At 58.7% G+C, this 19666-nt stretch carries 15 protein-coding genes; 6 read left to right on the top strand and 9 right to left on the bottom strand.

Going from position 1 to position 19666, the window contains the following annotated elements; translation table 11 throughout:
- Positions 1 to 31 precede the first annotated feature (31 nt).
- Positions 32 to 922, bottom strand: coding sequence for a Sir2 family NAD-dependent protein deacetylase (locus ANI01nite_RS13200; protein ID WP_066141383.1), 891 nt, complete (start codon positions 920 to 922; stop codon positions 32 to 34).
- A gap of 191 nt (positions 923 to 1113) precedes the next feature.
- Positions 1114 to 1332 (bottom strand): DUF3073 domain-containing protein, encoded by a 219-nt coding sequence (locus tag ANI01nite_RS13195; RefSeq protein ID WP_038991764.1) that lies wholly within the window; start codon positions 1330 to 1332, stop codon positions 1114 to 1116.
- A 151-nt stretch (positions 1333 to 1483) separates the two neighbouring features.
- On the opposite strand from ANI01nite_RS13195, the gene ANI01nite_RS13190 reads away from it, so the two are divergent.
- Positions 1484 to 2155, top strand: coding sequence for a septum formation family protein (locus ANI01nite_RS13190; protein ID WP_141358502.1), 672 nt, complete (start codon positions 1484 to 1486; stop codon positions 2153 to 2155).
- Between the two features lie 72 nt (positions 2156 to 2227).
- Here ANI01nite_RS13190 and clpB read toward each other — a convergent pair whose 3' ends face one another.
- Positions 2228 to 4816: an ATP-dependent chaperone ClpB gene (gene clpB, locus ANI01nite_RS13185; protein WP_141358500.1), complete on the bottom strand. Its 2589-nt coding sequence runs from the start codon at positions 4814 to 4816 to the stop codon at positions 2228 to 2230.
- A 169-nt stretch (positions 4817 to 4985) separates the two neighbouring features.
- On the opposite strand from clpB, the gene ANI01nite_RS13180 reads away from it, so the two are divergent.
- Positions 4986 to 5480 (top strand): DinB family protein, encoded by a 495-nt coding sequence (locus ANI01nite_RS13180; protein WP_141358498.1) that lies wholly within the window; start codon positions 4986 to 4988, stop codon positions 5478 to 5480.
- 382 nt (positions 5481 to 5862) lie between these two features.
- Positions 5863 to 7047 carry a TerC family protein gene (locus ANI01nite_RS13175; RefSeq protein WP_141358496.1) on the top strand — a complete coding sequence of 395 codons (1185 nt, stop codon included), beginning with the start codon at positions 5863 to 5865 and terminating at the stop codon, positions 7045 to 7047.
- 69 nt (positions 7048 to 7116) lie between these two features.
- On the opposite strand, the gene ANI01nite_RS13170 is transcribed toward ANI01nite_RS13175, so the two are convergent.
- Positions 7117 to 7527: a YccF domain-containing protein gene (locus tag ANI01nite_RS13170; RefSeq protein WP_038991721.1), complete on the bottom strand. Its 411-nt coding sequence runs from the start codon at positions 7525 to 7527 to the stop codon at positions 7117 to 7119.
- Positions 7528 to 7653: 126 nt separating this feature from the next.
- On the opposite strand from ANI01nite_RS13170, the gene trmB reads away from it, so the two are divergent.
- A complete protein-coding gene (gene trmB / locus ANI01nite_RS13165) occupies positions 7654 to 8511 on the top strand; it encodes a tRNA (guanosine(46)-N7)-methyltransferase TrmB (protein WP_038991722.1) in 858 nt (285 codons plus the stop codon).
- 47 nt (positions 8512 to 8558) lie between these two features.
- Positions 8559 to 9185, top strand: coding sequence for a GNAT family N-acetyltransferase (locus ANI01nite_RS13160; protein WP_084083828.1), 627 nt, complete (start codon positions 8559 to 8561; stop codon positions 9183 to 9185).
- On the opposite strand, the gene ANI01nite_RS13155 is transcribed toward ANI01nite_RS13160, so the two are convergent.
- The 4 genes from ANI01nite_RS13155 to dnaK all read right to left on the bottom strand — a co-directional run bounded on the left by ANI01nite_RS13155 (position 9182) and on the right by dnaK (position 13229).
- Positions 9182 to 9610 carry a heat shock protein transcriptional repressor HspR gene (locus ANI01nite_RS13155; protein WP_038991723.1) on the bottom strand — a complete coding sequence of 143 codons (429 nt, stop codon included), beginning with the start codon at positions 9608 to 9610 and terminating at the stop codon, positions 9182 to 9184. The two genes, ANI01nite_RS13160 and ANI01nite_RS13155, sit on opposite strands and share 4 nt — an antisense overlap.
- Positions 9611 to 9723: 113 nt before the next feature.
- Positions 9724 to 10695, bottom strand: a complete 972-nt coding sequence (locus ANI01nite_RS13150) for a DnaJ C-terminal domain-containing protein (protein ID WP_038991724.1) — start codon at positions 10693 to 10695, stop codon at positions 9724 to 9726.
- 85 nt (positions 10696 to 10780) lie between these two features.
- Positions 10781 to 11362, bottom strand: coding sequence for a nucleotide exchange factor GrpE (locus tag ANI01nite_RS13145; RefSeq protein ID WP_038991725.1), 582 nt, complete (start codon positions 11360 to 11362; stop codon positions 10781 to 10783).
- 13 nt (positions 11363 to 11375) lie between these two features.
- Positions 11376 to 13229, bottom strand: coding sequence for a molecular chaperone DnaK (dnaK, locus tag ANI01nite_RS13140; RefSeq protein WP_038991726.1), 1854 nt, complete (start codon positions 13227 to 13229; stop codon positions 11376 to 11378).
- Positions 13230 to 13399: 170 nt separating this feature from the next.
- Here dnaK and ANI01nite_RS13135 point away from each other — a divergent pair, with 170 nt between their 5' ends.
- Positions 13400 to 13708, top strand: a complete 309-nt coding sequence (locus tag ANI01nite_RS13135) for a PLD nuclease N-terminal domain-containing protein (RefSeq protein WP_141358494.1) — start codon at positions 13400 to 13402, stop codon at positions 13706 to 13708.
- Between the two features lie 177 nt (positions 13709 to 13885).
- Here the strand turns inward: ANI01nite_RS13135 and pulA are convergent, their stop codons facing one another.
- Positions 13886 to 19660, bottom strand: coding sequence for a pullulanase-type alpha-1,6-glucosidase (gene pulA / locus ANI01nite_RS13130; protein WP_141358492.1), 5775 nt, complete (start codon positions 19658 to 19660; stop codon positions 13886 to 13888).
- Positions 19661 to 19666: the final 6 nt, after the last annotated feature.

The raw sequence follows: 19666 nt of genomic DNA, 5'->3' as shown, positions 1-19666 counted from the left end.
CGATGGCCTTGCGGAGCGAAATATTCTCCCGCTAGTCCAATTGCTTCAGCGCGTCTTCCAATGGCACCCGCCAGCGCCAGGTGGCCTTCTGCTCGCCGCGGACGTGGCCATTGGTTATCAGCGCCACCGGCAGATCCCGCTTGACGAAGTTCAACAGGATCTTGTAGCCGCTCATGACCGCAAGCGAGGAGCCCATCACCAGCAGCGCCGTGGATTCCGCTTCCAGTGCAGCGATACGCTCCTTGCGGTCGGCTGGAACGCTCTCGCCGAAGTACACCACGTCAGGTTTCAGCGCGAGCGATCCGCAGCGCAAGCAGGCCACCATGTTGAACCGGTCCACCAGGTACTGGGGCAGCTCCACATCGCCGTCGGGGTTCACCGCGCCGGGATCGATCTCCACGGCCTCCAGGTATCCCTCATTGGCTGCCTGGAGGCGCAGATCGAAGTCAATGCGATGCTCACTGTTCCCGCAGTCCAGGCAGCGGACAATCGACAGATCGCCATGCACCGGAATCACGCGCTTGGATCCTGCCTGCTGGTGCAGCCCGTCCACGTTCTGGGTGATGATGCCGCTGATTTTCCCCTGTTCTTCCCACTGCACCAAGCGCCGGTGAATGCGGTTGGGTTCGGCTTTGTCCATATGCCGCCAGCCGACGTAGCCGCGGGCCCAGTAGCGCTGCCTGGCTTCTGGACGGAAGCGGAATTCCTGATAGGTCATTGGCCGGTGGCGTTGCAATGAGCCATTGGGGCCGCGGTAATCCGGGATTCCCGAATCCGTGGATACGCCGGCGCCAGTCACCACGAGCACATTCCCGGCATCCAGCATCCGCTGGACTCCGTCCCGGGCCTCGTTTTCCGGCGAGGGCGCCGCTTGCTGCTCCACAATGCGCTGCATGGAGCGGATCGCCGAATGATGCGCCATCTGGATCGACAGTTCTTCTGGAGTGCTCACGTTCCACCTTAGTATTGCTGGGCACGACAAAGGCCGCAGCGACTAAAAGCTAATTTAGCTTAGTCGCTGCGGCTTGTCGCAAAATGTACTGAAGAGCTGTACCACTCAATGCTCAAGGTGTGGCACTCTGAGCCAAGGACTCCCGGCATCAGAAGACGAGGCTACTCGTCTTCGTCATCTCCCGAGTACTTCTTAGTCAGCTCGTCGTATTCCGAGTATTCGTCGTCATACGATGAATCATTACGCTCAGAATTCTGAGCATGATGATCGGACCGAACGCCCAACTCGCGTTCAAGTGCCGAAAGGTCAGTGGATGGCGAGTAGTACTTGATATCTCGCGCCTGACGCTGTGCTTTAGCCTTTTGACGGCCGCGCCCCATGGCGTGACCCCCTCTTTTCAGTAGAGTCGGGAGGTGGTCCACCTGTGAAAGGTGAAGGCCCCCGAATATGTGATCAGTTCTTTCGTAATTAAAGGTTAACACGATTCACCGGCGAGCGATCGCCCGACCCAACCACGAAGGAGCTCAACAGGTGGTGGAAAACAATCTGCCCGAGCCGCAGGCGGCTTTGCCGCCATTGCAGCCAGAACCGGAGAACCCGAAGCGGCAGAGTGCCCAATGGGCCCTGATGATTGTCGCCGTTCTGGCGCTGGCCGCTGCAGTGGTTTTCGTGGTGTTGAGGCTCGTGGATCCACCTGCTTCGCCAACTGCGAACAATGTGGAACGCAATGAGAATCCAGGCCTCGACGGCATCATTGCCACCGGGATGCCGCCTACGCAGCTGGAGCAAGGCGATTGCCTGCGGGGATTCACGTCGCCATTGGATCCGCAGACCGTCGTGACCTGTGATTCCTCCCACAACGCTCAGGTGATCGGCATCTTCCAGGTCAACGGCGAGGAGTATCCCGGTGCCAACGTGCTGCTCACCCAGTCCGAAGACCTGTGCAAGTCGGTCTCGCTGGACCCGCGTGCAGGGTTGGATTCCACCTGGACCTATCACTTCTCCCGCCCATCGGAGAGCACCTGGGCCCAGGGCGACCGCACCGTTTCCTGCTTCCTGAGTCTTTCGGAGGGCACCGTCCGCAGCTCGTTGCTGCCCGAGGGCGCCGACGATGAAGATGCCGATAGCTCCGAAGAGAAGAAGTCCGAGGACGAAAAGCCGGCCGACGAAAAGTCCAACGACCGGGAGACCACCGACAGCTAGGCAGCTTGAGTACAGCAACGGCGAGGGCGTGAACGGATTTCCATCTGTTCACACCCTCGCCATTGCCAGTTGCTAGGACTTCTTGGCCACCTTGAGCTTGTCGCCGACCTCGTCCAGGGTGACAGCCACGGTGTCGCCATCCTGCACCGCCCCAGCCAAGATCTCCTTGGCCAGCCGGTCGCCGATCTCGCGCTGCACCAAGCGGCGCAGCGGACGGGCGCCGTAGGCCGGATCATAACCGGTCAGGGCCAGCCACTCGCTGGCGGCCTGGTCCACCTCCAGGTTCAGGCGGCGATCGGCCAGGCGTTGCGCGAGCAAGTCGACCTGCAGCCTGACGATGCTGCCCAGCTCCTCGATGCTCAATGGATCGAAGAGGATGACCTCATCCAGGCGGTTCAAGAATTCCGGCTTGAACGAAGCGTTGACCACGTTCATCACCGCTGACTTCTTGGCCTCGTCTTCCAAGCTTGGATCCACCAGGAACTGGGAACCCAGATTGGAGGTGAGGATCAGGATGGTGTTCCTGAAGTCCACCGTTCGCCCTTGGCCATCGGTCAGCCGGCCGTCATCGAGTACCTGCAGCAGGATGTCGAAGACTTCGGGGTGCGCCTTCTCCACTTCGTCCAGCAGGATCACCGAGTACGGGCGGCGGCGTACAGCTTCGGTGAGCTGCCCTCCCTCTTCGTATCCCACGTAGCCCGGAGGGGCACCGACCAGGCGGGACACCGCGTGCTTCTCCGAGTATTCGGACATGTCGATGCGCACCATCGCGCGCGGGTCATCGAAGAGGAAGTCGGCCAGCGACTTGGCCAGCTCGGTTTTGCCGACACCGGTTGGACCGAGGAACAGGAAGGAACCGGTGGGCCGGTTCGGGTCGGCAATGCCGGCACGGGTACGGCGCACGGCGTCGGAGACCGCGGCGACCGCCTGCTTCTGGCCCATCAGGCGCTGCCCGATGATCTCTTCCATCTCCAGCAGCTTCTGGCTTTCGCCCTGCAGCATGCGACCAGCCGGGATGCCAGTCCAGGCCGAAATGACTTCCGCAATGTCATCCGCGGTGACTTCCTCGGCGACCATGGTGTGCGTCTCGGCCTTGTCGGCTTCGGCGGCGGCCGCCGCATCCAGCTCCTGCTGCAGCGTCGGAATCTCCCCGTAGAGCAGGCGCGATGCCTTCTCCAGGTCACCCTCGCGCTGGGCCTTGTCGGCCTGGCTGCGCAGTTCATCGAGCTTGACCTTCAGATCGCCGACGCGATTCAGGCCAGCCTTCTCCGCTTCCCACTGGGAATTCAGCGCATCCAGCTTTTCCTTCTTGTCAGCCATGTCCTTGCGCAGGGCATCCAGGCGTTCCACCGAAGCTGGATCCGTCTCATCGGACAGAGCCAGTTCTTCCATGGTCAATCGGTCCACCTCGCGGCGCAGCTCGTCGATCTCCTCCGGCGCCGAATCGATCTCCATGCGCAACCGGCTGGCGGCCTCATCGACCAGGTCGATGGCCTTGTCCGGCAGCTGACGTCCGGAGATGTAGCGGCTGGACAGCGTGGAAGCAGCCACCAGTGCGGAGTCTGCAATGGAGACCTTGTGGTGCGCCTCGTAGCGCTCCTTCAACCCACGCAGGATGGCGATGGTGTCGTCCACGCTCGGCTCGCCCACGTATACCTGGGCGAAGCGGCGTTCCAGGGCCGGGTCCTTCTCGATGTTCTCGCGGTACTCGTCCAGCGTAGTGGCACCGATCAGGCGCAGCTCGCCACGGGCTAGCATCGGCTTGAGCATATTGCCGGCGTCCATCGCACCCTCGGAGGCGCCAGCACCGACCACGGTGTGGATCTCGTCAATGAAGGTGACAATCTGGCCATCCGAAGCCTTGATCTCTTCCAACACCGACTTCAGCCGCTCTTCGAATTCGCCGCGGTACTTGGCACCGGCGACCATGGCACCCAGATCCAAGGAGATCAAGGTCTTGCCGCGCAGCGACTCCGGGACGTCTCCAGCGATCATGCGCTGGGCCAGGCCCTCGACCACAGCGGTCTTGCCCACGCCGGGTTCACCGATCAGCACTGGATTGTTCTTGGTGCGGCGGGAGAGCACCTGCACCACGCGGCGGATCTCGCGGTCGCGGCCGATGACGGGATCCAGCTTGCCCGAGCGCGCCAGGGCGGTCATGTCGGTGCCGAACTTCTCCAGGGACTGGAAGGTTGCCTCAGGATCCGGGTTATCGACCTTGCGGTCGCCGCGGATGGTCGGCAAGGTGCCCACCAGCAGTTCGCGGGTGGCGCCGAATTCGCGCAGGGCTTCACCCGCCTTGGTCTGGTCTGATGCCAGGGCGATGAGCAGGTGCTCGGTGGAGACGTAGGTGTCCCCCATTTCCGCGGCGGCCGCCTGGGCGTTGCTCACGACCTGCAGCAACTGCCGGGAGTACTGAGCTTGGGCAACCGAAGTACCGGAGCTGGAGGGCAACGCGTTGATGACAGCGCTCGCCTTGACGGAAAGCGCGTCGACATCCAACCCCGCAGTCTTCAGCAAGGCCACTGCGACGGACTCTCGCTGGTCCAGCAATGCCTTCAGCAGGTGCGCAGGTTCAATCTGCGGATTGCCTGCGGTTGAAGCGTTCATCCCGGAAGCTGAGAGAGCTTCTTGGCTCTTAGTGGTGAGTTTCGTGTCCACGCGCATCCTTTCTCTATTGGAGTGAACCCATAAACTTGAGTGTACTTAACTCAACTCTACTCCTAGTCCTAGTATTCCAGCTAGAGCAAGATTCTCGAGATATTTTTCTTCTCTTTGCCTCGACGGCAAAACCCCTTGTGGAGCGCGATTTGCAGTCTTAGGATGAGGCATGGGCAACCCGGATTCCCAAGATATTTTTTCCCTGCCCCACGATGAGATGGTCCAGGTATTCATCGATCAGCACCGGCAGATGCTGCTTTCCAGCCTCGACGGGCTGGACGAAGACGAAGCGCGGTTGAAGCTGGTTGAGTCCAAGACCACGTTGCTCGGGCTGGTGAAACATGCGATCTTCGTCGAACGTGTCTGGTTTGGCGAAGCAGCCACCGGCAAGAGCCGGGCCGAACTGGGCATTGCGTCGTCGCCCAGCAAGTCCTTCGACTTGTCCGCGTCCGACACCATCGAATCCATTCGGCGTGACTATGCCCAGGCCATCGAACTGTCACGTGAAGTAGTGAAGGGCAAGACCGGGGATCACGTTTTCTCCGGCAATCGGCGCGGGTCGTTGCCGCTGCGCTGGATCCAGCTGCACATGCTGCGCGAATTGGCGCAGCATTGCGGGCACGCCGATATCCTGCGTGAGCAAATCCTGTCCGCACGGAATTAGCCGGCCACGCATCATCGGCAGGTACCGCGCATGCTGTTGCCAGCGCTCCGAGTCCTGCGAGGATTTCCAAGGCGACCCGAGACCTGGGCCGAAGAATTCACTCGAGCACTTTGCCCACCGCATCCTTCGAATTGCATATGACGCCTACCCAACTGGGCAAAGACGAAGTACATTACAGATCAACATGACATCCGTAAACCAGAATTCTTCCAGGAGCACCGCTTCGGGTTAGGATTAAGGGACGTAAGGGAGTATTCACAATCGTTGAATCCGTCAATACGCAGGACTTCATGGTCCTGCCGGGTTTTACGGCCAACCACAGTGTCGGTGAAGAGACTTACTCGGACGCGTCCGCGCGCAACTTACGAAAGCAGGAATCCCTATGGGAGCTTCCCCTATGATTTGGGGCATCACGATTGTCGTGGTTCTCGCCCTACTGGCCTTCGATTATTTCTTCCACATCCGCAAGGCCCACGTTCCATCCCTGCGTGAAGCAGCGATCTGGTCCAGCATCTACGTCGGCTTGGCCCTCATATTCGGTGTGCTGGTGCTCATCTTCGGCGGCATCGACATGGGCGCCGAATACTTCGCCGGCTACATCACCGAAAAGGCCCTGTCCGTCGACAACCTGTTCGTCTTCCTGATCATCATCGCCAGTTTCAGGGTCCCCCGCGAAGACCAGCAGAAAGTGCTGCTCTTCGGCATCGTCTTCTCGCTGATCGCCCGCACCGCGTTCATCTTTGTCGGCGCGGCGCTGATCAACCAGTTCGCTTGGGTCTTCTACCTGTTCGGCCTGATCCTGCTGCTCACCGCAGGCAACCTGCTGAAGAAGGACGACGAATCCGACGAGGCCAACAACTTCATCATCCGATTGGCCAAGAAGCTGTTCCACACCACCGACAAGTACGACGGCGACAAGCTGTTCACCAAGATCGACGGCAAGAAGGTCCTGACCCCGATGCTGCTGGTCATGGTGGCCATCGGCGGAACCGACATCCTCTTCGCCCTGGATTCCATCCCAGCGATCTTCGGACTCACCCAGAACGTCTACATCGTGTTCACTGCTACCGCGTTCTCGCTCATGGGCCTGCGCCAGCTCTACTTCCTGCTTGATGGATTGCTGGACCGCTTGATCTACCTGTCCTATGGCTTGGCAGCGATCCTGGCGTTCATCGGCGTGAAGCTGATCCTGCACGCGCTGCACGAGAACAACCTGCCATTCATCAATGACGGCGAGCACGTGATGGTCATCGAAATCAGCACCGGGCTGTCGCTGAGCGTGATCATCGGCGTCCTCGTGCTGACCATTCTCGCTTCGCTGTTCAGCAAGGCTGGCAAGGCACAAACCGCCATTGGCAACCTGCGCCGCCATGCGAGCAGCTACAACGACCTGAGCTACACCTCGGATCCAAACGAACGCGAACGCATCTACCGCGCCCTGGTGGAAGAAGAAGCGTATGTGAAGACCATGGAGAAGAAATACCGCGACAAGGCCAAGGACGTGGACAAGATCCGCGTCGAGGTCGCCGAGGCGCACCGCCAGCACGATGAGTACCTGAAGAGCTGATCCGATTCAGGCTTAGAGCAATGGCTGCCAACTCATTGGAGTTGGCAGCCATTGCCGCCTTGGTGCTGCCTAGCGGCGAACGTTGCCGATGTAATTGTCCGAAGGCACGATGACCTTGCCCAAGGGCATCAGGGACACCGGGATCATCTTCAGGTTGGCGATGCCCAGCGGGATGCCGATAATCGATACGAACATCGGGATCGCGGTCACCACGTGCCCGATGGCAATCCAGATGCCGGCAAAAATGATCCAGATGATGTTGCCCAGGGTGGAGAACGCGCCGACCGGTCCGTTGTCGACTACGGTGCGGCCGAAGGGCCACAGCGCATAGCCGGCAATGCGGAACGAGGCGATGCCGAAGGGAATGGTCACGATCAGCACGCAGCAGATGATGCCTGCCAGCACGTAACCCAGGGCCAGCCACAGGCCGCCGAACAGCAGCCAGATAATGTTGAGAATACCGCGCACTAAATCAGTCATGGCTACATTCTCCTTCTTTTACCTCTCATGCTCCATCGGGGATCACCCCGAATTCCCCCTAGGGGTGTCCAATCCCCCACCGTTCGGCACGCATCGATGCAGGTTGCTCGGCTAGGATTGATCATCATGAGCGAATCGAGCGAGCAGCAGCGTCCACCCCATGGCTCTGCCCCCAGGAACCCAGACCTTTTCCGTGCCGAGCCGGTGTCCTTCGTGCGTCGCGGCAACCGCCTGCAGGGCCGCCGGGCCAGCGCCTGGGAGCGCAATGCCGAGCAGTATGTCATCGAGCCGCCCCGCAAGATTGCCGACACCTCGGTTGCTGACGACTTCCAGCTCGATCCCGCCGAGGCCTTCGGCCGCACGGCACCGCTGATCGTGGAGATCGGCACCGGCCTGGGCGAATGCATCGCCAACGCCGCCAAGGACGATCCCGAGCGCAACTACCTCGCCGTTGAGGTCTACCGTCCAGGCCTGGCCCAGTTGATGCTGAAGGTCGAATCCTTCGGCATCACCAACGTCCGCGCCGTGCAGGCCAATGCCCCTGAGGTGCTGGACGTCATGCTTGATGAGAACAGCGCGGACGAGATCTGGATCTTCTTCTCCGATCCGTGGCACAAGCCGAGGCACCACAAGCGCCGCCTGATCAAGGCCTCATTCCTGGACAAGGTCTCCCGCGTGCTCAAGCCAGGGGGCACCCTGCGCTTGGCCACCGACTGGTCGAACTATGCGGAGCAGATGCGCGAGGTCCTCGAAGCCCACCCTGATTTCGAGAACCAGCATCCCGGAAACCTCTCCGGCGAGGAGAGCAACTTGACCAAGGTGCGCCGCGATGGCATGGAAGGCTTTGACCCCGAGCCTGACTTCATTGACGTCCAGGGCGGCTGGGCACCGCGTTTCGAGCGACGAATCCTCACCAGCTTCGAGGGCAAGGCGCTGAAGGCTGGACGCCTGGTCTTCGATTTGGCGTACACGCGCATCGGCTAGCGGCCGAAATGCATCAAGGAGGCCATGGAATCCCTAGGATGGATTCCATGGCCTCCTTTTCTGCTCAGAACCAGTTCTGCTCCCAAGCCCCGAGCATGGAATATGCCGGGGTGAGGCTGGAACAACTGTCATTGGACCATGCCCCGGAGCTGATCCAGCTCGCCGCCAACGGCCAGCTGGATGAAGCATGGTTTGCCACCACCCCATCGGCCGAATCCATGCAGGCGGATATCGAGCGCCGTCTGGCGTTGCAGGAAACTGGAGCGATGGCTCCGTTCGCCATCATCGACCTGTCCACCGGCCAAGCGGTGGGGGCTACGAGCTACCTGAATATCGACGTGGCCAACCATCGCGTGGAAATCGGCTCGACATTCTTGGCCGTGCCCGCCCAAGGCACCGGGATCAATCCGGCGGCCAAGTTCATGCTGCTGCGCCGCGCTTTCGAGGAGTTGGATTGCTATTCAGTGGCTTTCTGCACGCACTGGCACAACACTGCGTCACGCGCAGCAATTGCACGGCTTGGCGCCAAACAGGATGGCGTGCTGCGCAATCACAAATATGATCCGAAGACCGGCACGCTTCGAGACACCGTAGTCTTCTCGATCCTCCCGCACGAGTGGCCTGCCGTGCGCACCCAGTTGGAAGCGCGCCTGGCGAGGCACGGACGGATCTAGCGGCCGATGGCGCGGCGTACCGGGAAGAGCGACACGGTCGGTTCACGTCGTTCCGGACGCATGCCCCGGGACAGCGAAACGATGTCGCCTCCAGCGGTGCCCGCGGCGAAGATGCGCGATTGGCCCTGGCGAACGGCTGACAGTTCTTGGCGAAGCCCATTGACTTCGGTTTGCAGATACGCGACTTGATCTTGCAGATCCAGGATGCGCTTGATGCCTTCCAGCGAGACGCCTTCCTTGCTCAATGACTGCACCTGGCGCAGCAGCGAGACGTCGCGTTGCGAGTAGCGGCGCTGCTTTCCGCTTTGCCGGCTGGGCGAAACCAAGCCGATGCGGTCGTATTGGCGCAGCGTCTGCGGATGCATGTCTGCAAGCTGGGCGGCGACGGAAATGACGAAGACAGGTCGCAGGTACTCCCCGTTCACGTTGCTTCTACCACCTTTCTGCAAGGACCGACGATACTGGCCCTTTTGCCTTTGAGTCTATCTTCCCCGCCCTGCCAGTTCGATGCCAGGACAGGGAAAACAGGCTATTGGGTTCAGAGCTTGGCGTGGGCTGCCAAGTCCGCTCGTGGATCCTCGCCCTCCGTGGCTGCAGCGAAGTCCTCCACGGCCTTCCTTGCTGCATCCGAGAGGTTCTGCGGGATCGCGACATCCAGGACGATCAGCAGATCGCCGGTGGCCTTGGACGTCTTCACCCCGCGGCCTTTCAAGCGCAAGGTGCGTCCGGAGTTGGATCCGGCAGGCACCTTCACCGCAACGGATTCCCCGTCCAGGGTCGGTACGTGGATCTTTGCTCCAAGCACCGCTTCATCGAAGGTCACCGGCACGTGGATGCGGATGTTGTTCTCTTCGCGCTTGAAGAACGGGTGCTCGCTGACCTTGACCTTGACCAGCAGGTCGCCGTTGCCGGCAGCTCCTGGCTGGCCCTTGCCACGCACGCGCACCGACTGCCCGTCCTTGATTCCCGCCGGGATGCGCACGTCGATGACCTCGCCGTTCTGTTCGCGCAGGCCAATGGTGGTTCCCTTGATCGATCCGGAGAAGGAGATCGTGGTGCTGGCCGTGCGGTCGGCACCCTTGCGCGGCGGTGCGCTTTGGCCGAAGCCGCCGCCAAAACCGCCGCCGCCTCCGAACAGGTCGGAGAAGTCCGGCTGTCCGCCACGACCGCGAGCGCCGCCTCCGCCACCTCCGAAAAGGTTGGAGAAGATGTCCTCGAAGCCGGCCTGCCCGCCTGGGCCACCCGGTCCGCCGCCCGCAGAGAACCGCGCTCCGCCGCCCATGGCGCGGATCGCGTCGTACTGCTCGCGTTCTTCCTTATCCGAAAGCACCGAGTTGGCTTCGGAGATGTCCTTGAATTTCTTTTCAGCGGCCGCGTCCCCCTGGTTGGTATCCGGGTGGTACTTGCGTGCAAGCTTGCGGTACGCCTTCTTGATGTCCGCCTCGCTGGCGTCCTTGGAGACGCCCAGAATGGCGTAGAAGTCTTTTTCGATCCAGTCCTGACTTGCCATCAGGGCCCCATCCTTTCAGTGCCAATTCGACACTGCCCACTGACGAGGACTCGGCAGTGGGCAGTATCGATTGTGCTATTCGTGGCTATTCGCCGGTGGCTACCAGCACCTGGGCTGCGCGCAGGATGATGGTTCCCTTGCGGTAACCGGTGCGCAGCACCTGTCCCACGTGGTCGGCTGGAATCTCCGGAACAGCCTGGCGAAGCAGGGCTTCGTGGATGTTCGGGTCGAATTCCACGCCGGCCTCGTTGATGCGTTCCAGGCCATGCTGAGCCAGAATGCCATCCAGCTTGTTGGCGATCGACGCGAACGGGCCGTCGGCGAGGTCGCCGTGGGCTCGTGCCGCATCGATGTCGTCAAGCACCGGAAGCAGAGTGTTGAGCACGGACTGGACGGCGTTTTCACGCGCCACTGCCCGGTCACGTTCCACACGCTTGCGGTAGTTGACGTATTCAGCCTGCAGGCGCAGCAGGTCGTTGCGCAGTTCGGTTTCCACCGCACCGGCATCTTCCGGCTGCTCCGCATCGGCTTCAGCGCCAGCAGCAGCTTCGTTCAGGATCGCCTCGGCCTGACCCAGGGCGTCAGCAGTTGGCTGCTGGTCAGCGGCCTCGGGCTGGTTCTCCGGCTCCTGGCCGGAGTTCTCGTTCTGGTCCTTTGCCTCGGACATATTCCTAAACTCCCTACTTCTTGTCGGCTTCGTCTTCGTCGATGACCTCGGCGTCGACGATGTCTTCATCAGCGTTAGGTGCCTGCTCGCCTTCGCCAGTAGCAGCTCCCTCAGCCTGGGCGTTGGCGTAGATTGCCTCGCCCAGCTTGGTCTGCGAAGCCTGCAGCTTCTCGAACGCGTCCTTGACTTCGTCGTCGTTGTCCTGCTTCTCAAGAGCAGCCTTCAGTGCGTCAACGTCGGCCTGAACCTCGGTCTTGACCTCTTCTGGCAGCTTGTCTTCGTTGTCCTTGATCAGCTTGTCCACCGAGTAGGCTGCCTGCTCGGCAGCATTGCGGGTCTCAGCAGCTTCGCGGCGTGCCTTGTCCTCTTCGGCGTGTGCTTCAGCTTCCTGAACCATGCGCTCGATGTCTTCCTTGGACAGCGAGGAGCCACCAGTGATGGTCATCGACTGCTCGGTGCCGGTGCCCTTGTCCTTAGCGGATACGTGCACGATACCGTTGGCGTCGATGTCGAAGGTGACCTCGACCTGTGGGATGCCGCGAGGAGCTGGTGCGATACCGGTCAGCTCGAAGGTACCCAGAGCCTTGTTGTCACGGGTGAACTCGCGCTCGCCCTGGAAGACCTGGATGGAAACCGAAGGCTGGTTGTCTTCAGCGGTGGTGAAGGTTTCCGAACGCTTGGTCGGGATGGCGGTGTTGCGCTCGATCAGCTTGGTCATCACGCCGCCCTTGGTCTCGATGCCCAGGGACAGTGGGGTGACATCGATGAGCAGAACGTCCTTGCGCTCGCCCTTCAGCACGCCGGCTTGCAGGGCTGCGCCCACGGCGACAACCTCGTCAGGGTTCACGCCCTTGTTGGCTTCCTTGCCGGCCAGGTCCTTGACCAATTCGGCAACGGCTGGCATACGGGTGGAACCGCCAACCAGGATCACGTGGGCGATGTCCGAAACCTTGACGCCTGCTTCTGCGATGACGTCATTGAATGGCTTGCGGGTGCGCTCCAGCAGGTCCTTGGTCAGGTCCTGGAACTTGGCACGCGAGAGGTGCTCGTCCAGGTGCACTGGGCCCTCTGGGGTGACCGAGAGGTACTGCAGCGAGATGTTGGTGCTGGTAGCCGAGGACAGTTCCTTCTTGGCCTGCTCAGCAGCTTCCTTCAGGCGCTGCAGGGCGATCTTGTCCTTGGACAGGTCTGCACCCTTGGCCTTGGCCTGGGCCAGCAGCCAGTCGACAACGCGCTGGTCCCAGTCGTCGCCGCCCAGGCGGTTGTCGCCTGCGGTTGCGCGGACCTGGATGGTGGAGAAGCCGTCGTCGTCCTTGCCGACTTCCAGCAGGGACACGTCGAAGGTGCCGCCACCGAGGTCGAAGACCAGGATGAGCTCGTCCTCGTTGCCCTTTTCCAGGCCGTAGGCCAGTGCGGCAGCGGTTGGCTCGTTGACGATGCGCAGGACGTTCAGGCCGGCAATCTCGCCGGCTTCCTTCGTGGCCTGGCGCTCTGCGTCGTTGAAGTATGCAGGAACGGTGATCACAGCGTCGGTGACCTTTTCGCCCAAGTACGACTCAGCGTCGTTCTTCAGCTTCATCAGGGTACGAGCCGAGATTTCCTGTGCGGTGTACTTCTTCTCGTCGACCTCGATGCTCCAGTCGGTACCCATGTGGCGCTTGACCGAAGCGATGGTGCGGTCAATGTTGTTTACTGCCTGGCGCTTGGCGATATCGCCAACCAGGACTTCGCCGCTCTTCGAGAAAGCAACGATGGACGGGGTAGTGCGGTTGCCTTCCGCGTTTGCGATAACGGTTGGCTCACCACCTTCGAGCACGGATACGACCGAGTTGGTGGTTCCCAGGTCAATGCCTACGGCACGCGACATAATGGCTCTCCTTTGCCTTGGTTGAAAGTACTAACGCTGAGGATTTACCCCATTGAGCGTTCTGGACTCAAGTTTACTCAGCCGCTTTCGACTGTCAAATTAACTTGAGCCAAACTCACTCAACTTTGCGTTCTGTCTTCTTCAACGGACAAAGGGCAAGAATGATTCCCATGCCGAAAAATAATTTTCAGACACAGGACCCCCAAGGCATTCAAGGACAATCCACCCTGCGCTCCCAGCGCCACAACCTACCGAAAAAACGGTCCTCCCGGGATCTGGATCGCCGAACTCAAATTGCTGTAGTCGCCGCTGGAATTATTGAACTGACTTTGATGTTTGCAGCCTTGCGCGATCTTCGTCGACGCCCCGTTCAGCTGGCGAGAGGGCCAAAACCACTGTGGGCCGTGGTCAGTTGCCACAACGTACTAGGAAGCATTTCCTACATTGTCTTTGGGCGTCGCAAAGACCCTCAAAACTGATTTACAGACACAATGGAACAACCCGCTCTCGTGATGACGAGAGCGGGTTGTTCGCTGTCAGCGTGGACGCTTTGGCAATGAAAAACTCGATTGCCACACTGGCTAGATCGGTTCATCTACCAACAATGGTCCTGCGAATAATCCCTACAGATGGTCCAGTAGGAATGCTCCGTTCTACTACTTAGCCGAGCCCTGAGGTTCCACTAGGACTGCCGCGGTGCGCGCCGGAATAGTCAGCTCACCGGTGGCACTGTCGAACGAAGTTGACTTCACCCGGTCATCACTGCCTTTCGTAAGAGACTTGGCAAGCGAGTAGTCGTGACCTACTAATTCCTCAAGGGTCTGCGTGCTATCTTTCGGCGAGGCGTTGAAGAGCACCAAGGCCCCATCATGCTTGCGATCGACATCCTTGCCCACGGTATCGTCGATACGCATCACGATAATTCCTGGTTCGGCTTCGGACCCACCCAGCGGGAAGCTCACCTTTTGCTCGATGAGATCAGCTGAGCCCAAACGCAAGAGACCTACCTCTTTACGAGTCCGCAGCAAGTCCAGAGCAGCGCCTTCAGCAGCAGCCATGGCCTTTGCATCCGGCTTGAGCGCAGGGTCTTCTAATAGTGGAGCCATCAGATCCCACTTCTCACCGTTGTCCGCCTTGGGTGGAAGCCCGGAACCAAAAGTGTTCTCCACGCCGGAGAAGTCGATGCGGTTAAACCAGTCCCCCGAGTTATAGGAATTTCGGTCCAAAGACTTTGAACGCAATAACTCGGTTCCGGCATGCCAGAACGGAACAGCTTGTGAATACATCACGGTTGCCTGCGAGAGGGTATTCATTCGCACTCGATCTTCCATGGAAGTATCTCGTGGCAACTTGAGCACAGTGAGGTCGTAGAGCGTTTCGTTATCGTGCGCGTCAACATAGTTGATCACTTCCCCCGGCTGCGAGGCATAGCCCGCTTTCGCTCCGCGGTAATTCAACTCATCACCACGGTGCACGCTGCCATCCGAAGTGAGGAACTCGAACCCTTCCAGGTTGCCAGCCAAGCCGAGCTTCACCAGGTCTGTTTCGTGGCCGAGGTCTTTCAATGCTTCCTCGGTGCTCCCATTGACCTTATTGCCGTTGGGATCCGTGCCCAAGCCAGTACCAAAGCCCTGACGGAATGTTGAGGATGAATCAACAGGACTGCCACCATGAACGGCATCGCGCAGTCGGTCATTAAAGGTCCCTATGCCGGTACCGTTCAATTGCCCTTGAGTCGCTTGATAGAAGCGAGCATTGTCCGCCACTTCCCCAAAGTTCCATCCTTCACCGTAGAGGTAAATGGACTTGCCATCCACTCCGTCACGTCCCGGTTTCAGTTCATCTAATGCGCTGCGTACCGCTTCCATAGTCTCTCGCGAGTGGTGGCCCATGAGGTCAAAACGGAATCCATCAACCTTATAGTCCCTGGCCCACACCACCACGGCATCAACCATCAGTTTCTGCGCCGCAGCGTGTTCCGTAGCTAGGTTCTGGCAGCAGGTCGAAGTTTCGACTTTCCCGGTGGCATCAAGTCGGTGGTAGTAAGCAGGCACGATCTTATCGAGCACACTGCGATCGGCTTGACCTGAGGCTGCCGTGTGGTTGAACACCTGATCAAGCACTACTTCTAGCCCCATGCTGTGCAAAGAACCGACCATTGAGCGGAATTCTTCCACCCGATTAGCGCCTTCAGGGTTCGTTGCGTATGAACCTTCCGGAGCCATGAAATGGAAGGGATCATAGCCCCAGTTGAATCCGTCCTCATCACCATGAGCGGTAACGCACTCTTGTTGTTTGCTCGAGGCTGCCGGCAGCGACTTCAGATCACAGTCCGTCTCAACACGTTGAGACTGTTCCTCCTCAATGGTGGCGATATCAAAACTTGGCAGCAGGTGAACGGTAGTCAGGCCAGCCTCGGAGAGCTGTTTGAGCTGCTTGCTTCCGGCTCCGTTGGCTCCAAACGCTCCGTAGCGGCCCCGCTGGTTCTCGGGCACCGAAGCATCTGAAATTGAGAAGTCACGGATCTGCAGTTCATAGATGCTGCGGTCCACGTCCTTTTCGACGTTTTTGGCTTTGGCCTTACGCCACTGTTTTGGCTGGTGGTGAGGATCCTCCAAGCTCACAGCCACCGAGTGGGTGGAATTAGTCGTGAGTGCTACCGAGTAAGGATCCGTCACGATGTTCGTTTCAATCTTGCCGGTTTCCGGGACAAAGACTTGGACTTCCCACCGGTACTTCGCCTCAGCCATCTGAGGCTTGCCCTTGACCGTCCACACACCGCTGTCCTCCGAATAGCTAGCAGCGTATCGTGTGGTCTTCTCCTTCTTGTCAGTAATCAGCAGTGTTGCGTTTTGGGCCGTGGGTGCCCAGAGCCTGAAAGTAGGGCGTTTCCCGGTGAAACTCACGCCGAGTTCTACATCTTCAAGCGCCTTGGCATAGAGATCATCGATAACACCAGCACTCTGGACTCCGGTGAAGGCGGTGAGTTTCTTGGAATCTCCTTCACCGTCGAATCGTGCCAAGGCCATTTGTGAGCGCAATGCAGAGGCTACGTCCTCGCGTTTAAGGTCAATACGCAAAGCACGGTAGTCAGCAAGATGCGGGAACTTCTTACGTTGCTCTGCACTCAACCCGCCAATAACTTCTTTGAGCTCAAGTGGCTTCGCACCGGAGATCTCGTTTCCCTCCAATTTCAAGCCGGCGTCCTTGGCAGCGTAGAGGGCATAGCTTTCGCCACTACCCAGATCACGGGGAATAGCAATCGTATCTGCAGAAATCCACTGCGCTTTCATTTGACCAACGCCGTCGACTGTTTGGGTGTCAGAACCAATCTGCAGCAGGTGAGTCTTCGAGTCATAGCTGAAGTTCACCGGCTTCCCCGCGGTCACCGAGAGACTGTAGTTAGCACCTCCGGCAGCACCGTCAACGCCATAATTTTCCTCCCACCCGAAGTTATGCGACACCTTAAACTCGTAGGTGCCGGCCGGAATTTTCTCCGTAGTGAATTCGTAGGTACCGTCAGCATCTGGGTCAGCCATCAAAGTTGCCAAACAGGTTGGATCCCAGTCGGAAGCACAGCCCAACTCATCTTGAAAACTTCCCGGCAAGGTGATCATGGGACCTTGTTGATCACTTTGTACGATGTTATTGCGTGGATCGAAGAAGAACTTGACGGACCCGCCTTCGTGAGAATATTTGAGGTTGTCACCACCGGCAACGCCACCAACGCCGTAGTTCAGATCCCATGATCCGTTGATGGCTACCTTGTATTCATAGTCCCCTGCCGGGACTTCGAATTCACCAGAGTAGACCCCGCCAGGCTGTTCAGTAAGTTTGGCGGCCTCGCAGGCCGGATCCCAGTCCGTGACACAACCCATTTCGATGTTATGGCTTCCTGGCACGGTGACCATGGAGATGTCCGATTCAACCGGTTTTTCCTTCGCGAACCCGGATACATCGTTGCCCACGGAAGCATAAGTGGAAGCGGCGCTGTGTTCACCTGCGGCATTGGTACTCACCGCACGATATTCCACCAAGGTGCCTTGTGGTAGCGATGAAACGTCGTGGAAGACTCGTGGGGTGTGGCCTTCTGCCACGCCCAGTAGGTGCCACTTCTCGGTGCCTACTTCACGCCACGACATGCTTGTCTCAGACCACGCCTGTTCGCCTAGATCCACGGATACGGGTGATACGCCGCTGAGCCCTGCCCCAGATTTTGGAGCGGAAATCTCAGGTGTGAAGGCAGCACTGTCTACGTCTTTGTCAGCTTTATAAACCACCGCAGATAGCGCTGGCACCGTCACGTTGAGTTTAGCGTCCGCAGCACTGCTGAGTTTGCCTTCCGCGCCATAGAGCGCTGAGTAACTTGCGTCGGAGGTCAGAGTCGACAACTCAATATCAGCGGATTCTTCCGAATTGTTCAGGGCCACCAAATATTCGGTTTTCTCGTCACGGTCCACACGCGAGAAAGCATAAACTCCCTTGGAATCTTGGGCGTATAGCTCTACTTGCGCCCCTCCCTTCAGCGCTTTGTTTGATCCGCGAAGTTTAGAGAGGGCCGCGATGTGCTGATACAGCGGAGAATCACTGTCATAACGATCTTGGTTTCCGAGCTTTTCTCCAGTAATCAATTCTTGGTTCTGATAGTCCGAGACTTGAGAAGCGAACAGTGATTGGCGAGAATCCTTGTCTCCACCGGTGCCGGCAAATCCTTGTTCGTCACCGTAGTAAACCACCGGCTGGCCACGGGTCAGGAACATCAGTTCATGGGCCAGTTCAACACGTTTGAGTTTCTGATTGCTGTTGTTCAGGAAGTACCCAATGCGTCCCATATCGTGATTACCGAGGAAGGTTGGTAAGGCATCAGCTGAGGTGTTTGCCGTGGTGTAGTAGTCATCCGCCGAGAACAGCGTGCTTAGCGTTTTGGCTGAATTTCCTCCCGCGAAACCGGCAGCCGCAGATTGGAACGTGAAATCAAGGACGGAATTCATTTCCGTCTTACGCACGTAGGGCGATAGCTTTTTTGCATCGGCATCATAAACTTCGCCAAACATGAAGAAGTCGTCTTTACCCTGGGCTCGTGCATAGTCCTGAACTTGTTTGGTCCATTGTTCCCAGAATTCGAAATTCACATGTTTTGCGGTGTCTATGCGGAAGCCATCAATTCCCAAGTCCACCCAGTTTTTGTAGACCTCTGCGAAACCGTTGACGACCTTAGGATTTTCGGTCATGAGGTCATCAAGACCTTGAAAATCGCCGTAGGTGACCGACTCGCCTTCCCATGTTGAGTCCCCGCGGTTGTGATAGAGCGTTGGATCATTGAGCCAGTCGGGAACCTTCTTGACTTGATCAGAAACAACCGGGGTATAGGGGAAGGAACTGGAAGCATCTAGCTCTGGGAAGGTATCACTGCCTGCGTAGTCCGCCGGGTCAAAGGCTTGGCCCTGAGCATCCTTATAAGGAACGGAAGATTGCTCAACGTAGGAATACTTCTTTTCCTTATTATCGATGAGATCTGCGGTGTGGTTCACGATAATGTCGAAATACACCTTGATGCCACGTTTGTGGGCGTCATCGATCAGTTCGGAGAGTTCTTCGTTGGTGCCTAGATGTGGGTCGATCTGAGTGAAATCGGTGACCCAATAGCCGTGGTATCCGGCGCTGGCATCATCACCACTACCCTGAACCGGCATGTTCTTAAAACTGGGTGTGAGCCAGATGGCGCTGGTGCCAAGGCCTTGAATGTAGTCAAGCTTGGAGCGTAGGCCTGCGATGTCACCGCCTTCATAGAATCCTTTGTTCGTCGGATCAAACCCGGTGGTTAGCCGATCGCCTTCCAAACCGCCGGTGTCGTTAGCCGTTGACCCATTGGCAAAGCGGTCTGTCATAACGAAATAAAACTGCTCACCAGAGCCGGCTTGCCTGACCGGCGCAGAGACCAAATCGGCGTCAGTATCGGAATATTCTCCGCGAAGGTCCAGTGGTACAACCTGCGTCAGCCCCGTAGCCGTATCAAAGGTGAAGCGCAATCGGCTATCCGCGCTCAGTGCTAGGGGAATGTTCTCTTCGCCCCCGTCGAGTCCATAAGACGTGTCAAAGCTTTTGTTCAACGCTACTTTGTATTCATAGTTCCCCGCCGGAACTTCCACTTCCAGGCTGTATTGCCCTTCCTGGTCCGTGGATTGCAGACTGGTAGCTTCACAGTCAGCCATCCAGTCAGCGGAACATCCCAACAACGACTGAAAAGAACCGGCCAGAGTCACAGAAGTTTCATCTGCCGCGGCAGGAATACTAGCCAGTGGCGCCATGGGTGCGAGCGCCAGCATCGGGGTCGCGGCCAAGGCGGTGACCCAACGACGCCAACCACGTTTATGAAGGCCTGGTGGCAGTGACTGACTGCGCACGGAGGAAGCAGCGTTTCGGCTGTTCATGAAATG

The sequence above is a fragment of the Glutamicibacter nicotianae genome (genome assembly GCF_006539525.1).
GTDB lineage: Bacteria > Actinomycetota > Actinomycetes > Actinomycetales > Micrococcaceae > Glutamicibacter > Glutamicibacter nicotianae.
Note: the sequence above shows the minus strand (reverse complement) of the source record. Positions and strands in the feature narration are given on the sequence as shown.